At 34.8% G+C, this 14,553-nt stretch carries 15 protein-coding genes; 5 read left to right on the forward strand and 10 right to left on the reverse strand.

The window, feature by feature from the left end:
• The 4 genes from IGI38_RS24650 to IGI38_RS24665 form a co-directional block, all read right to left on the reverse strand.
• Positions 1-156 (reverse strand): cysteine peptidase family C39 domain-containing protein (locus IGI38_RS24650; RefSeq protein ID WP_438734599.1); only part of this gene is annotated, 156 nt, incomplete at its 3' end.
• A gap of 34 nt (positions 157-190) precedes the next feature.
• Positions 191-934 carry a response regulator transcription factor gene (locus IGI38_RS24655; protein WP_438734586.1) on the reverse strand — a complete coding sequence of 248 codons (744 nt, stop codon included), beginning with the start codon at positions 932-934 and terminating at the stop codon, positions 191-193.
• A complete protein-coding gene (locus IGI38_RS24660) occupies positions 934-2,238 on the reverse strand; it encodes a GHKL domain-containing protein (RefSeq protein ID WP_438734587.1) in 1,305 nt (434 codons plus the stop codon). The genes IGI38_RS24655 and IGI38_RS24660 overlap by 1 nt, the downstream gene beginning before the upstream one ends.
• A gap of 47 nt (positions 2,239-2,285) precedes the next feature.
• Positions 2,286-2,456, reverse strand: coding sequence for an EntF family bacteriocin induction factor (locus IGI38_RS24665; RefSeq protein WP_438734588.1), 171 nt, complete (start codon positions 2,454-2,456; stop codon positions 2,286-2,288).
• A 332-nt stretch (positions 2,457-2,788) separates the two neighbouring features.
• Here IGI38_RS24665 and IGI38_RS24670 point away from each other — a divergent pair, with 332 nt between their 5' ends.
• The 3 genes from IGI38_RS24670 to IGI38_RS24680 all read left to right on the forward strand — a co-directional run bounded on the left by IGI38_RS24670 (position 2,789) and on the right by IGI38_RS24680 (position 4,065).
• Positions 2,789-2,941 (forward strand): hypothetical protein, encoded by a 153-nt coding sequence (locus IGI38_RS24670; RefSeq protein WP_438734589.1) that lies wholly within the window; start codon positions 2,789-2,791, stop codon positions 2,939-2,941.
• 173 nt (positions 2,942-3,114) lie between these two features.
• Positions 3,115-3,297, forward strand: coding sequence for a hypothetical protein (locus tag IGI38_RS24675; RefSeq protein WP_438734590.1), 183 nt, complete (start codon positions 3,115-3,117; stop codon positions 3,295-3,297).
• 99 nt (positions 3,298-3,396) lie between these two features.
• Positions 3,397-4,065, forward strand: a complete 669-nt coding sequence (locus tag IGI38_RS24680) for a CPBP family intramembrane glutamic endopeptidase (RefSeq protein WP_438734591.1) — start codon at positions 3,397-3,399, stop codon at positions 4,063-4,065.
• A 568-nt stretch (positions 4,066-4,633) separates the two neighbouring features.
• Here IGI38_RS24680 and mobV read toward each other — a convergent pair.
• Complete coding sequence (mobV, locus tag IGI38_RS24685) at positions 4,634-6,166, reverse strand: MobV family relaxase (RefSeq protein ID WP_438734592.1); 1,533 nt, start codon at positions 6,164-6,166, stop codon at positions 4,634-4,636.
• Between the two features lie 263 nt (positions 6,167-6,429).
• Positions 6,430-6,669, reverse strand: coding sequence for a hypothetical protein (locus IGI38_RS24690; RefSeq protein ID WP_438734593.1), 240 nt, complete (start codon positions 6,667-6,669; stop codon positions 6,430-6,432).
• 262 nt (positions 6,670-6,931) lie between these two features.
• On the opposite strand from IGI38_RS24690, the gene IGI38_RS24695 reads away from it, so the two are divergent.
• Positions 6,932-7,486, forward strand: a complete 555-nt coding sequence (locus IGI38_RS24695) for a recombinase family protein (RefSeq protein ID WP_438734443.1) — start codon at positions 6,932-6,934, stop codon at positions 7,484-7,486.
• 3 nt (positions 7,487-7,489) lie between these two features.
• Positions 7,490-9,196, forward strand: a complete 1,707-nt coding sequence (locus tag IGI38_RS24700; protein WP_438734594.1) for a Tn3 family transposase — start codon at positions 7,490-7,492, stop codon at positions 9,194-9,196.
• Between the two features lie 28 nt (positions 9,197-9,224).
• On the opposite strand, the gene IGI38_RS24705 is transcribed toward IGI38_RS24700, so the two are convergent.
• The 4 genes from IGI38_RS24705 to IGI38_RS24720 all read right to left on the reverse strand — a co-directional run.
• Entirely contained in the window at positions 9,225-9,389 is a 165-nt protein-coding gene (locus tag IGI38_RS24705; RefSeq protein WP_438734595.1) for a ribonuclease H1 domain-containing protein, read from the reverse strand.
• A 20-nt stretch (positions 9,390-9,409) separates the two neighbouring features.
• Entirely contained in the window at positions 9,410-9,712 is a 303-nt protein-coding gene (locus IGI38_RS24710; RefSeq protein WP_438734596.1) for a DUF536 domain-containing protein, read from the reverse strand.
• 1,459 nt (positions 9,713-11,171) lie between these two features.
• The gene (locus IGI38_RS24715; protein WP_438734597.1) at positions 11,172-12,539 is read right to left on the reverse strand and encodes a bacteriocin secretion accessory protein; all 1,368 of its coding nucleotides are present in this window, start codon (positions 12,537-12,539) and stop codon (positions 11,172-11,174) included.
• A 19-nt stretch (positions 12,540-12,558) separates the two neighbouring features.
• Positions 12,559-14,553 (reverse strand): peptide cleavage/export ABC transporter (locus IGI38_RS24720; RefSeq protein WP_438734598.1); only part of this gene is annotated, 1,995 nt, incomplete at its 5' end.

A 14,553-nucleotide genomic window follows, 5' to 3' on the forward strand; every position in this document is an offset into this window, starting at 1 on the left:
TAATCCGAAAGCAGAAGTTCCTTCCAAGTCTGTGCCTGAAAACTCGCGGAGTTTATGAATAGGAATTTCTGTTTTGAAATATTTTAAAATCATAGCTAAACAAGCGACACCACAATCTTTTTCATCTTGTTGCTGTACAAAAGAAAATGACTTCATAGACTATTGTGTATCCTTTCAAATAATTAACTGATTATTTCTTGAGGGCTTCTTTTATTTTTTTTGTTTTCCCCACAGAATAGTTTCTTGATATCTCTGGTTCAAAATAGAGACTTCGTGATTTAAAATCAAACTCCTTCACCTGTTGTAAATTGGCTAGACAATTCCGACTGACTCTAAATAATTGCGGATAGTGTTCTTCTAAATCATTTAACTTTCCATAGAATTCATATTGACCATTTTTGGTAATTAAAGCGACTCTATGAGGAAGTTCGGAAGGTTCAACAAAATAGATTTCTTGCATATCAATAGTGAAGGTTTGTGTCCCTATCGAAAATGAGAAGGCTCTCTCTTGATCAACTCTTGTCGCGTCAATTCTTTCTTGAGCAAGAGCCAATAGTTCGACTATTTCTGTACGGTAATCTTCTAGTGGTTGATCTTTTGTTACAAAACCTAATGTCTCTACGCGCCGTTGAATCGTTAGAGGAATCATTTCCTCATGTGTTGTTATGAAAATAATTTTAGCTTGTACATCCTTTTTTCGTATTTTTTCTGCAAGATCTATTCCATTAGTTGCATGATTTAAATCAATATCTAAAAAATAAATTCCATGTTTTGGATGGAATTGTTCAAGATATTTCCCCACTTCTGTAGGACTTTGTGTTTTTAGCTGGATACTAAAGAGCTCGCTATGGAAAAGGATAAAATTTTGAATAATTGTTTCTAGCTGATTTAACTGTATTATTTGATCTTCACAAATGATAATTGGATACGTCATTAAATCCCCTCTATTTGTTTCATAAATATGAGTTGTGTGGAAAATACGGTGTCTTTTTTTTGGTATTGAATAAACATATTCGTATTTTTTTTATTGAAGTCTTGAATCGTGTTTAAACCAAGTCCTGAATGCCCTTCTTTAGTTGACAGTCCTTTCTTTTGTAAAGTATTGACTGATATATCTGTTTGGCAATAGCTATTTTCAAACAAAAATTCTAATTGGGAGTCATCCTGATAGATCATCAAAGAAAGTAACATCTCATCACTTTCTTTAGCGGCTTCTATTGCATTATCTAGCAAAATACCTACTATTCGGATACAGTCAAATATAGGAATAGGAATATTAAATATAGGTTTTGAACATTCAAACTTACAGCGGATCTTTTCTTTATTTGCTTGATCAAATTTAGAAATAAGTAGACTTTTCAGATAATCATTTTGGATATTGCCAAAATTTCTATAATCAAAGGTGTTATTTGAAAAGCATGACTTGGAGTACTCTTCAAGATCGACTAGTTGATCAAGTAATGACGAATTATTTTCTATATTCGCTGTTTCTTTCAAGCTTAACAATAGATTTTTATAATCATGTCTAAATTTAAAGAGCTGTTCTTGGTTTTGTTCCAATTGTTCAGTATATTTTTTTAAACTTATCAATTGTTGTTGTTCTAACTGTTGTTGGTACGTTTTTTTTTGGGTATCTAGCATTTTAAAAAATGAAAAAATAACGGTCCCTGTTTGTATGACCAGAAATACAATAATCCCAACAATAAAGTGGTCATAGGCGTCGTAGTAGTGAGCAGCATAAGATATTAATAGCGTCACTAAAAACAGATATGTCAGTAAAATAGAGGTCGACCCAGAACTGTATTTTTCAATTAATGAATGGAGATTTTTCTTTGTATAAAAGAATAGATACGTGCAGATTACTAGTCCCTCTAAGAAAAGTTGAATAAAAACATAACTGAAACCTACTGTATGAATATTCGAAGTTAGAAATAGCATGATCATTGAGCTAAAGATAGAAACTATATAAGTTATGAGCATACATATAAGTAAATCGTTTAGAAGAATATAATTGTTCTTTCCTTTTGTTTTTAATAATATATATCCTAATAAGATAGGAATGATATCCGATAACCCACTAAATAGCTGAACAATAAAAGTAATCGGTAAAACAAAAATGACAACTAGTAATCGCTTCTTTATTGTCCCTTGTTTATTAACTGATAAAAATAATATATAAAAAAATAGGATATCTACGAATGACCGTAAGAGGTATGCTTTTGTATCTATTTGAATCAACTAAAACAACTCCTTCTAATAAAAGTATATCAGAAGGAAGTACAGTTCTAACATTTCTTAAAAAATGAAAAGACACACTGAGCAATATTTCCCGTTGGGTTTCCGTAGTTTTTGGTGCTCCCCCCACCGCGTATCATTTTAAGTTTTTCAGAATCCAGCGTTCTTTTTTCATTGCTTATTGTTTTCATAGTTACCATCCTCTCGTAATGAATAAACATAGTATGCCCTACCTTTAAAAGTAAGAGGAAAAGTATTCCTGAATCCTAGGAAAAGCATTCCTGAATGAAGTATTTTAATGAAAATTACGTTCGAGAAAGATTTTCTTAGGTTCAGGAAGGTATTGACCATTGATGAAGAAGCTATGATACAGTCGTTCTGTAACAAAAAATAATGAGAAGGAGTGTGTTAAATCATGCAAAATGTAAAAGAATTGACTGTTCAAGAAATGCGTCAAGTTAACGGTGGAGGAAACTTTATTGATTACATGAAAAGCTATTATAAAGGATTGTGGAATGGGTTAACACATTAAAAAAATTAAAGAAGGAGGAGAATGGAAATTATGGAAAATTATACCGTATTATCATCAACAGAAATTTTAAAAATTAATGGTGGTGGAAAGTATGATAAACAAGGATATCAATTAGGTCAAAATGTTGGTAGATTTGTTAAGGGCGCGGTTACAATTTGGGGACTATTTAAGTAGTTAAATTCTTATGATGTTAGTAAATTTTAGAAGTTTGTAAAATTCACTAACATCATAAGTGAGAATAGGGTCTAAATCATTTAAAGATGTTAAATATAGGGAATTCTAAAGATGAATTTGCTTACTTTAGGGTACTGGAATAACTAAACAAAAAATAGCAGTAGGGGGAGTTTATGATTGAGGGAGTACAATCTATACTTATTTTGTGTGGGATTATTTTATTGATATTTGGATCCTTAAAGAAATTTAAATCAATAGGTTGGACAATTAAATTAGGAGTAATCTTACTAATATTAGGAGAAAGTACATTTATTATAAGTTTCTTTCAAGGCTTCTTTCAAGGAATCATTGGTTAAAACATATATTTTTGGTGGATAGCACAGAAGTATTTGCTTATTAAAAAAAGACGAATATCATAACTAACTTTACTATATAAGGAGACCATATATAAAACTGTGAATATTCATAATATTTTATCCATTTTTAGAAAATTAGTGATCGCAATCCTTTTTTTTGCAATCATAAAATCTGTCTCTGCACTTATAAGTTTAGCAAATAAATATCAAAACATCGTTGTCTATATTATTGTGGGGGCACTAATTTTCACATTGATAATATTCGACTTATTTCTTGCAACAAAAGTAAAAATTCTTGATCTAAAAAAAATAAGACTTTCCTTCTCGGATTTAAAAAATTGTATTTCGTGGTTACTTGTAATATTGGGTGTAAAAGTAGTTGGAGGACTTATTTTGCTAATTGAAAAAGAAACCACAACTTACAACCAAAAAGGTCTTGAAGATTTTTTGATGTATACGCCTATTTTTATAGTTATATTGTTTACTGTTATTTCTGCTCCAATTATGGAAGAGGTTCTTTTCCGAGGTTTTATTCTAAAGGTATGTTTCGCTGATCATATGTTAATTGGCATAATTATTAGTGGATTTTTATTTGGAATATCACACCACCCAACAAATTTAGGTAGCTTTTTCACATATGCTGGTATGGGAGTGGTATTAGGTATCTATTACAAAAGGTATCAAAGGATAGAGCTTTCTATATTACTACATTTTTTTAACAATTTGATTGGATTGATACCATATATTTATGGATATCTCATTAAATAATTAGAATCTTCGTTATTTAATGATCTGGTTTACATAATCACCCTTAACACAAGCACCGCCTGTAGCAACGGCTACAGGCGGTGTCTTTGTGATTTTTAAGCGGTCTAGGTGAAATTGCCAGGAAAAAGGGCATAGATTCAGTCTTTCTGTTTTTCAAAAATTGTGAAATACTGCTGGTCGATTTCGCGATATCAGTTATTTTACTTACCAATCGTTTGATTAAGTGGATCCAACTGTAACTAGAAATGGGCCACCAGTAGATATGCTATAATCAGCAATGGCAGCTTGCCCCATCAGGGGGTGCTATTCCGTGTACGAACTCATATCTTTGGTTGTTGCCCCACTTTTTTTGTAGGACTGGTTTTAAAACTGGTTGATCATTGGTTAGATGATTAGTAAACAACTCCGCAAGTTGTCCCTAACCCACACGCCTATCCGCAAGGCGAAAAAAACAGCCCAGACCTGTGATGAGGTCTGGGCTGTTGTGCTATTCGCACAAACTCATATCTTCCGCACTAAAATTATAACATGGATACACGAAAAAGTGTATCACTTGAAGCCTCATGGTTTACAAAGTTGGACCGTCTAATGTTTGTTCCTCTTCCCAGGACGGCTCTATTTCCAATTCAACTTCGGATTCGTTACTTGCAGCGATTAAGTCTCGCTTCATGGCTGCGGGAAGATCCATAGCGTTGACGGTTCGTTCCGTGATCACGTCGTAATGTAAGAGATCTAAAAACCCGTCTCTATAGGCTTCGTTCTCATATTCTAATTCATTTTTCTGAGCCAGGAGTTTCTGATACGACCGTTCTGTCGCAAAGAGCTCCATCCGATCGGGTGCCTGACGTTCGATAGAGTCATTCATTTTAAGTAATGTGTCTTTTAGACGTATCATAGCACCCACGCTGTTAGCAGCGACGTGCTTGGCTTCCCATTTATCTTTCGGAACTAGCAAGATGTCCTTATTCAGCTTGCTAGGGCGCACATAGGAAGGCATAGCCATGGATAACTCCGAACTTTCTTCAAGTTGCTTCACGTAGGCTGTTTTTGCTTCAATCGCTTGATCTAATTGTTGACTCAAAATACGTTTTGTCGGCAGTTCGTCGTTTAAGACGGTTATTTGCTCATCTAAGCGGTCAAAATAGCTTTCGGTGTCTCTTCTCTCTTCTAGCAATTGATTCAGCTTAGAATCTAAATTACGCGTTTTTTCTGCTATGAATTCTTTGAATGCTGAAAACTTCTCTTGGATTAATTTTAATACCCCTCTAATTTTTAGGGACAGATTTTGTGGCGTGAATTCATCGACGACCTCTATTCCTGATCGATCTGGTGTGTAGTCTTCTAGTCGGATCGACAGCTGAAAATCGGCGTGCGTTTCTTTTGTCTTTTTCCAATAGTCGTACCAGATCGCATACAGTTGGTTGATAAGCAGCGTTTCTTGTTGGTTTTTTTCCTCAATTTGGGTAAAGAGATCCTCGGTTTTGGACGTGAGCTCCTCTTTCATTTCTTTGATCTTTTCTCCGTGCTTTTTCAATGTTCCCACGTCATCCACGCCAATGGTCTTATCGTTTAAAATGCCGTAGGTATAAATCTCTGGAATGTGTTCTTTGAGGTACGTATCTAATTCTTTATGAAAAGCCAGTAGTTCTTTGCGATTTAAGACTTCTTTGGCGGAGACTTTTTCTCGCTGCTTCTTTTGATCAAAGGTGACCGGGATAAACGCAAAATGCATGTGCGGCGTGGTTTCATCATTGTGAACCATACCGGCTAAGACGTTTTCTTGACCATAACGATCTGCCAGAAAGGTGTAGGATGTCTCAAAGAAGATCCGTTGATCTTCTCGCGGACTGTCTTTCGTTGCTTCAGGTAAAGTAACGATCCAATCCGCCATGACTTTAACGTTTTCTCGATTGAGGCAGTGGACGTTTCTTAACCTCCTAGCTAATCGTTCGTTCATGTCGCCAGACTTTTGGCAGAGATCATAATTCAAATACGAGCGTTCAGGATCAATATCCTTATTTGAGTGGGTAACGGTTTTTCGTTCAATGTGAATCGAGAGTCCATTCACGCTGCCACGAGAGAATTTTTCCATATGCGCCATAGTGAGACCTCCTAAATTTGTTATTAGTAGGATATCACAAACGGAAGCCCAAAACCATTTGGTATAGCACGTTATACCAAAATTAAAATTTTGGACGTGATCTGCCGAGGGCTGTCGCTCATCAGACGTTGTCGATGAGCGATTGATCGAAGAAAAAATTCCATTTCTGCCTCCGCAGAAATTCCAAATTTTCCCCGATCAAAAAGAGATCCAAACCGTTGGTTTGAATCTCAAAATCAAAAGATGAACAGATCATTCACTTATTATCGGCTTCGTTTGTCTGAAACTTCCCTGGTAATATCATGCATATGTTGCTTGAACAAATTGAAATCGGCTTGCGATCGTGTGTTCATTTTCGGATAATTTGAAGCATTTCGTTTTTTCTTCAATGGTTGTATTGGTTTGATTGCAGCGTTGGTTCGTTTTGGTATGCTTTTTGGTTTGCTAGAAGGAACTTTTAAAGTCATTTGATGGGACGCAGCATATTCTTCTGCGCCTTCCATGGCCTCATTGTCGCAAAGAGGGCAAAAATCCCTTTAAGGACTAATTTGTTCTCTTTTCTTGTTATTTTATCCCTATAAGAATTTTTTGCTTTATTTTTAGGTACCATAAACGATCGTTTATGGTACCTTTGATGAATTAGTAAATTTGAACCATAAGTATTCTAAAACAAGAACCATAACTCATTTCCATAATCTAACGACCGATATTATTTGCACTCAACGTTTATGGTACTATTAAAGAAAAATATTGGAGGTATTATGAATGATTTTTGGCTATGCGCGTGTAAGTACAAATGATCAGAATTTAAATATGCAAATTGATGCTCTAAGGAACGTACAGACAGATAAAATTTTTAAAGAAAAAATTACTGGAACAAGGAAAGAACGTCCTGAATTAGCAGAACTTTTAAAAGTAATCCGGCCTGGAGATACTATCATTATTTATAAATTAGATAGGATTTCACGCTCAACAAAACATCTGATTGAGCTAACAGAACTTTTTGAAAAGAAAGAGGTCAATTTTATATCTATTCAAGACAATATAGATACCTCTACTAGTGTTGGAAAATTCTTTTTCAGAACAATGGCCAATTTAGCAGAGCTTGAGAGAGATATAATTGTTGAAAGGACTAAGGCTGGACTAGCAGCTGCTAGAGCCAGAGGAAGACATGGCGGCCGTCCTTACAAGGATCCATCGAAAGTTGAAACTGCTCTAAAAATGTATTCTTCAAAAGAATATACTATTAAACAGATAACTGAAGCAACAGGGCTAAGTAAAACAACCCTTTATCGCTATGTTGATAAAGGAGAACAATAATTTATGGTGACAAAAGCTCAAGGATTACTCACAAATGCTCAAAGAAATGACTTACTTTCAATAAAAAAATTAGGGAATGAAGAATTTAAATCCTATTTTAGTTTCTCTGCAGAAGATATCGAGTTGATCAATAAACATAGAGGGGAAGCTAATCGTATGGGATTTGGTGTTCAATTGTGTCTCGCTCGATACCCTGGAATAGCATTGTCTGATAGTCTGGATATCCCTGAGGATTTTCTTAAGTATGTGGGGGCACAACTTGGGATATCGATAATTGAGTTTGAGAATTATGGAAAAGGTAAAAATACTCTACTCAATCATTTGACTGAAATTTGTACATATTACAATTATCAGGAATGTACTTGGTCAAATTTATCCTATCTTAAAAAGATATTAGAAGACATTGTTAAAGAAAATTTTGACGAAATATACCTTATACAATCAGCCGTCCAAGAATTTCGAAAGCAAAGAATTTTGTTGCCTGATATTATTGAAATTGAGCGTATTGTTATTTCGGTTAGAACAGCTAATGAACTAGAATTATACCGACAAATCTCAGATATATTGTCTGATACACAAAAAGAGAAGCTAGAACAATTATTAGTTATAAGTTTAGAAAGTAAACGTTCTAAACTAGCTTGGTTGAAGACACTGAGCGGAAAATCCACCAAAGAGGCTGCTTTAGATGTTTGTTATCGTATACAAACGATAGCAGCTATAAACCTTAATCAAGAGGCATTATCCTTTGTTCATGAAAATAGACTAGGGCAACTCGCACGTGTTGCAGAACGTTATAAAACATATGATTATATCCGTTTTGACGAAAATAAGCGATATGCTCTGTTAACTACATTCCTTATAAAATATCAACAAGTGTTAATAGACCATTTGATTAATATACCCCACTTTGTAGAAATAATAGCAACCAATCAGCGTGAAGCTGCTAGTGCTATTGATGGAGCTATTGGGCACAATACAGAGTTAGAGCTAGAAGAACATTTTACAGATAGTAATGCCTATACAGATACGGCCTTTGCTATCTTTCATTTACTTGGGTTCAAATTTCAGCCTAGAATTCGTGATATAGGTTCTATGCAGCTTTTCTCAATAAAACCAATTTCAGAATATAAAAAGTTACAAAATCTATTAACACGAACCGTTCGAACAAAAGATATTCAAGAGTATTATGAAGAAATTAAGCAGATAGTTTATTCCATTCAAACAGGTAAAACAACAGCAAAAGTTATCTTAAACCGATTGGGATCCTATGCTAGAAAAAATAAGGTTGTTCAAGCTCTAAATGAACTTGGAAAAATTGAAAAAACAATTTTTCTCTTAGAATATGCTATTGATGAGGATCTAAGAAGAAGGATTACACGCATGTTGAATAGAGGCGAGCTAATTAACGATCTAGCACGAGAACTTTTTTCAGGGCAGCATGGTAAATTTATGGAGCGAGATATAGAAAAACAACTTCAAAGTGCTAGCGCTTTAAATATAATCATTAATGCTATAAGCCTATGGAATACGGTATATCTTCAAAAAGCTTATGACCATTATGTTAAAGAACAACCAAAAATTGAAAAATATATGCCTTACACTTCCCCAATTATATGGAATCACATTAATCTTCTTGGAGAGTACAAAATTGACTTGTTATCTAAACCCAACAAGTTACGAGGCTTAAACACAGAAAATTATTTAGACTAAAACGTTGATAGATCAGGGCAAAAATCTCTTAAAGGGATTTTTGCCCTCTTTGCGACGATGAGGCCTCCATGGTCGAAAAACCTTTAAAAATAGCGTCAGGAAAGCCGGTTACTTGTTCCTTTGCTTCGTCCCAGGTATGAAATAAGCCTGGTTGCCGTCCTTTTACCACGACATAAAATTTTTTCTTAGCCATAAGAAGCCCTACCTCCTATATCACTTCCAAAACTGCCACCATTTTTTAGGTTCGATAGAAGAATCAGTCTTAGTGTACTCTGACTCCTCTTTCTCTTCAGGAGCCGAAAGAAGGATTTGTTCCTGGAGTTTCTCGATTTGTTTGTTTGCTTGGAGGGTTAATTGTTGCTGTTGGTCTAAAAGTTGTTGAAGTTTTTCAATTTGTTCATCCTTTACAGCAAGTTGTTGTGACAACCTAGCTGACAACTTACTGACAACTTCACTATCGTTGTTTTTATAGTCTTTTTCGTGTATTTTTTCTTGTTGTGACAACTGATCTGACAACTCAGGTCGTCCTAGATTGTCAGCTAGTGACAACACTCCCAAGTAGCTAACAACCTTGTAACCGCGCTGGTTCTTTGATATGTATTGTTCATCTAGGTTGTCAACGTGTTTCCTCATAGCTTGTCTGCTCATTCCGAATAGTTCGGATAATTGCCGTATTGTCAACGTTTCATGTGGTTGCAAGTGGTTGTCACCTCGGTTGTCAGTAGTAGTTTACATTATATTTTACCACTTTTTTATATGATGAGTTACGAAAAGTCATTGTAATCTAGGCTCGAGAGCTTTAAACTATGTATAACAACTTTATAGAACAGAACACAAAAAAAGAGCCATGACCATTAACTTTGTTTGGCGACAAAATTAATGCGAGCCCTCGACGATAACACGATATCGACAAGAGAAGTCATAACCCCTAATTTGTATAGGTAAAGCTTATGTATCAGTTTAACTGATCTACAAGCTTATTATAGCGAGAGCGGTTAGGCATTTCAAGATATTCATTCGATTTTATAAGTTATCGTTAAGGAAAAGTCCTTGATGATAGCTTTTTTTGTTGGTTTAAACTGCAAAAAGATCAGAGAAATGCACACACTGATCCATGCAAAGACGAGGAAATCTAGCTGCCTCATGTGTCAAAGACTAGAAGTCGACTGTGTGAGACGGACACAGGTGGTATTTAACGTAAGGAAACGGTGACTACAACCAGCAAGTCAGAAAAGCGAAAGGTAGGAGGAGGAAGCCTTATTGAGAGCTTCGTTCATCTGAGCGGTTTATTCAGGGTGTTTAGCTAAGTTTGCCCCAAACTCAAACTTTAAGGGATAAATCAGCGACGGATAGTCTTTATGGATCATGTAGAGGTGTTTTTAAAGCTTAGACCTCGTAAATAGACTCAAAGTGGATCGATAAAGTTGTTCAAGGGCAAGGTGCGAACGTCAAACGAAGTAGTTCTATACCAAATATGAACTAAAAATTCTTTTGTTGAATTTTTAGGGAGAAGTCTGCCCAAAACCTTGCCCGGCTGTCGCCGCCCTTCGGTTATTGATCTAGCAATTGAATTTGTTTTTAATTGATTGAAGACTTCTAAGACAAGCACCTTAGTGCTAGTTGCCTTAGAAACGTTGGCGTATTAGGGATAACTATGTCTAAAAGTAATGCCACACATTCTCCGGTATTTCGCCCGAGAAAAGAGGCTTGTCTTTGTGCTTTGTCCGGAACTTAAAGAGCCCTCACTTTACTATAGTCCATTTTTTATATAAAAATATTTACGAACCGATAGAAAATGGGGAAGAGTGTGCCTAAACACAAAAGAATAAATCCTATTTTTAGGATTGTGTTTAGTTTTGGATAGAAGTCCCTTCGATTCTTAAATAGAATTATAAAGCCTATAAAAGTGGCTAAATTACTTAATTCTACAAACATATTTTAATCTCCTTTTTGGAAAAATGTATACTCACTTACTTTATTCTTGATTGAGAAAAATATCCTTAATGCTGTTCCAGTATGTTTTTTTACCAAGAATAAGAGATAGTTCTCCTGTTAATCCATAACGGTAGTTAAAATTCTTAGGCGGAGTTAAAACACCTTTAACTGTATAGAAAGCACCTTGTTTCGAGGTCTTACTAGTCTCAGAAATTTCAGTTAACGTGCCATTTATTGTGTTTGAAGCGACTCCTTTTTTATCGAGTTTAAAATGTACTTTCATTCCTGTTTTAACACGTGTCATTTCATTCGCTGGTATTAAGGAAGTAAAACTTAATTTTTCTTTTGGGTTATCAGGATATATTTCTGCTAATAAAGTTCCCTTAGGAACTTCTAACTGATCTTTTACTTCATCGTTTAAGTGAACAATCCCATCTGTTGGTGCTTTCAATGTTGCTAGATTTATTTGTTCAAGGATTGATTTAAGTGCTATTTTATTTTTTTCCTGAGCTTCTGTTAATTCAGAAAGTTTTTGCTTTGTTGAAGCTAATGCTTGTTCTTTCGTTTGTTTTATTTTTTCATTTTGACTTTTTATTTCATTATCGGAACTGGTAGGAGCAACTAATTTCACTTGTTCTCCCTGAATTTGTTCGATTTCTTTTTTTAGTTGTACAATTTGATCATCAATCGTTGCTAAAATCGTTGCTTTTATTTGATTTTTTTGATCTTCTGGTGTACCTGATAATTGAGATTGCCAAGATTGATATTTTGATTGTATCTCGTTATAGAATCCTTGAATATTTTGTTGATTTATCCATGCAGACCGAACTTTGACCCATTCATTCTGTTCATTTTGACGTGTAATTAATTGCTGTGAGAGTTGTGATTTAGTTTGTTGGTAGCTTTGCTGCATTTGTTGATTTGATTCTGCACTTTGTTTATTTACGTAGCTATTAGAGGCTTCTTCTGCCAATAAGCTGTTTAGCTGATTACTATACCCAAAAGTATCATCTTTTGAAAATAGATTGCTGCTTTGATTTAGACTATCAATAAATAATTGCCCAGCTTTTTTTTGATCATCTATTGTTTTATTCGCTTGTTCAAGTTGTTGTTTTTCATTAGATAAATTAGAACTGTCGAATACGACCAATGTCTCACCTTTATTAATTCTTTTATTTTCAGTTAGTTTGTTGTCTAATATTGTTGAATTAACAGGGACTTGAATTTTCTTTGTTTCAGTAGCAGTTAACTGTGCAGCTGTTCGTATAACGACTTCTCTTTTGGCGTATAGTAGGAATAATCCGATCAAGAGCAGTAAAATGATTATTGGATACATTACCCAACGATAAAAGGTATTATGTTTCTGACTGTAAATACTAGAGTGATCTAACCAATCTTGTTTTTCCATTGTTACCTTCTCCTCATATCTAAATTTCCCAAAGCTGTTGGTAAATACCTTGATTAAATCTCAAAGAATCATGCGATCCCTGTTCTACAAGGTGCCCTTCATGAAGGACAAGTATTTGATCACAAGCTTTTGCAATCGGTAAATGATGAGCAATGAAGAGTAAGGTTTTATCTTTAAGGCTAAGTAAATATTCTAAAATAGCATGTTCTAGCAAAGTATCTAATCCACTAGTCGCTTCGTCTAAAATAAGAATATCCGCATTTTTTAACAGCGCCCGAGCAATTGCTAATCGTTGACGTTGTCCCCCAGATAAATTAGCGCCCCCTTCTTCTAAAACTGTTTCAAATCGTAAGGGTTGTTGATTGATAAACTCACTGATTTGTACCGCCTGACAAACTTCGAGTATTTCTTCAAAATTTGGGGGAGAAGACAGGCCGAAAGTTAAGTTTTCCAAAATTGTTCCGCTAAAGAAAAAAGATTCTTGTGGCACATAAGTTACATGTTCTCTCAATTGTTTATAGTCAATGTCTAAATAATTGATTTTTCCATACTGGATGGCCCCTTCTGTAGGTAGATAGAAATTGACAAGTAATTTTGCTAATGTTGATTTACCTGAACCACTTACACCCACCAAAGCTATTTTACTATTTTCTGGAATAGAACAAGAGATGTTTTTTAACGTAGGCTCTTTCATATTATAGGAAAAAGACAGATTCTCTATCTTAATTCCTTGTTGGAAATTGTCCTTGGAAACAGTGTGACTGATTGTAACATTTGCTTGTTCCGATTCAATGGCAAATATTTCATTTAATCGTTTATTTGCAACTTGAGCTGTTTGCATTTTTACTTGTAAATTAATGATATTTTGTAATGGATCTGTGAAAAATACAAGCAAGGCATTGTATGTGATGAGTTGTCCTAAAGTAATCGTGCCGTCCATCACGTAATAAGAGCCTACCCAAAGAATTAAGGCACTACTAATTAGTTGGATGCCATGCTTTAGTCCTTGTTGTACATTATCCAAGGTAACGGTACGAAAAGATTTTTTCATCAACTTAATGAATTCACGATCTACACGGTTATACACTTTTTCTTCTCCGCTATACGCTTTAATTGTCTCCATTCCTTTGAGACTTTCAATGATGCTTGAATTTAAAGTAGCTCCCGCAGTCATTTCTTCTTGATTTGCTTTTTCATAGCTTTTGACGAAAGCTAAAATGGCTACAAGATAAAAAGGTAACGAAGCCACAGTGACTAAAAAAAGGGTTCCATTTTGAATAGCTAATGTGATGCCAATTAATACAACCATGCCAATATCAAGAAAGACAGACAGAGTAGCACTAGCCAAAGCATCGATAATTTTATTTGCATCTAAAAAACGTGAGATAATTTCTCCTGATTTTCTCGTTGCAAAAAAATTCATTGGTAATGACAACACATGTTTAAAGTAACTCAACATAATTGTCATACTCATTCGTTGTCCTAAAATCACTAACAAATAGCTGCGACTATATTCAAAAAGAGTTCTGAATAGATAGATAATTATTAAGCCGATAGAAACAACATTTAATGTTGACTTTGCTTGGTTCGGAATAAAATAGTCTAAAATTCCCTGAAAATAGTAGGAGCTACCGATGCCAAATAGCGTAATAAAAAAAGCGGCTAACACAATATGAAAAACTAAGTTTTTTTGTTGCCAAATGACGGGTAAAAATGAACTTAACCCCGCTACCTTCTCTTTGCTGGGGGTGTAAGAATCTTTAGGTGTAGGAAGAAGTAATACCCCTGTCCACTCTTTTGAGAAATCTTCAATTGTTTGTTTCTTTTTCCCTTTTGCGGGATCAGCAATGAGTAAACTTTCTCCGTTAACATCATAGACCACTACGTAATGCATATAGCTATTATCAACGACCACGTGGGCAATTAAGGGAAGTGGCAGTTCTTTCTCTTGCCAGATATCTTTTTCCGCTTGAATAGCTAAACAGTCAAAATCCAGTTTTTCCATTGTTGCTTT

The sequence above is a fragment of the Enterococcus sp. AZ128 genome, assembly GCF_051714485.1.
In the GTDB taxonomy this organism is placed as follows: Bacteria; Bacillota; Bacilli; order Lactobacillales; family Enterococcaceae; genus Enterococcus_A.

Bases quoted from the DNA above. Each gene is read 5' to 3' on its own strand.
- IGI38_RS24700 (WP_438734594.1), top strand. From the start codon at position 7,490: ATGGTGACAAAAGCTCAAGGATTACTCACAAATGCTCAAAGAAATGAC.
- IGI38_RS24670 (WP_438734589.1), top strand. From the start codon at position 2,789: ATGGAAATTATGGAAAATTATACCGTATTATCATCAACAGAAATTTTA.
- IGI38_RS24655 (WP_438734586.1), bottom strand. From the start codon at position 934: ATGACGTATCCAATTATCATTTGTGAAGATCAAATAATACAGTTAAAT.
- IGI38_RS24695 (WP_438734443.1), top strand. From the start codon at position 6,932: ATGATTTTTGGCTATGCGCGTGTAAGTACAAATGATCAGAATTTAAAT.
- IGI38_RS24715 (WP_438734597.1), bottom strand. From the start codon at position 12,539: ATGGAAAAACAAGATTGGTTAGATCACTCTAGTATTTACAGTCAGAAA.
- IGI38_RS24690 (WP_438734593.1), bottom strand. From the start codon at position 6,669: ATGGAAGGCGCAGAAGAATATGCTGCGTCCCATCAAATGACTTTAAAA.
- IGI38_RS24675 (WP_438734590.1), top strand. From the start codon at position 3,115: ATGATTGAGGGAGTACAATCTATACTTATTTTGTGTGGGATTATTTTA.
- mobV (WP_438734592.1), bottom strand. From the start codon at position 6,166: ATGGCGCATATGGAAAAATTCTCTCGTGGCAGCGTGAATGGACTCTCG.
- IGI38_RS24665 (WP_438734588.1), bottom strand. From the start codon at position 2,456: ATGTTTATTCATTACGAGAGGATGGTAACTATGAAAACAATAAGCAAT.
- IGI38_RS24705 (WP_438734595.1), bottom strand. From the start codon at position 9,389: ATGGCTAAGAAAAAATTTTATGTCGTGGTAAAAGGACGGCAACCAGGC.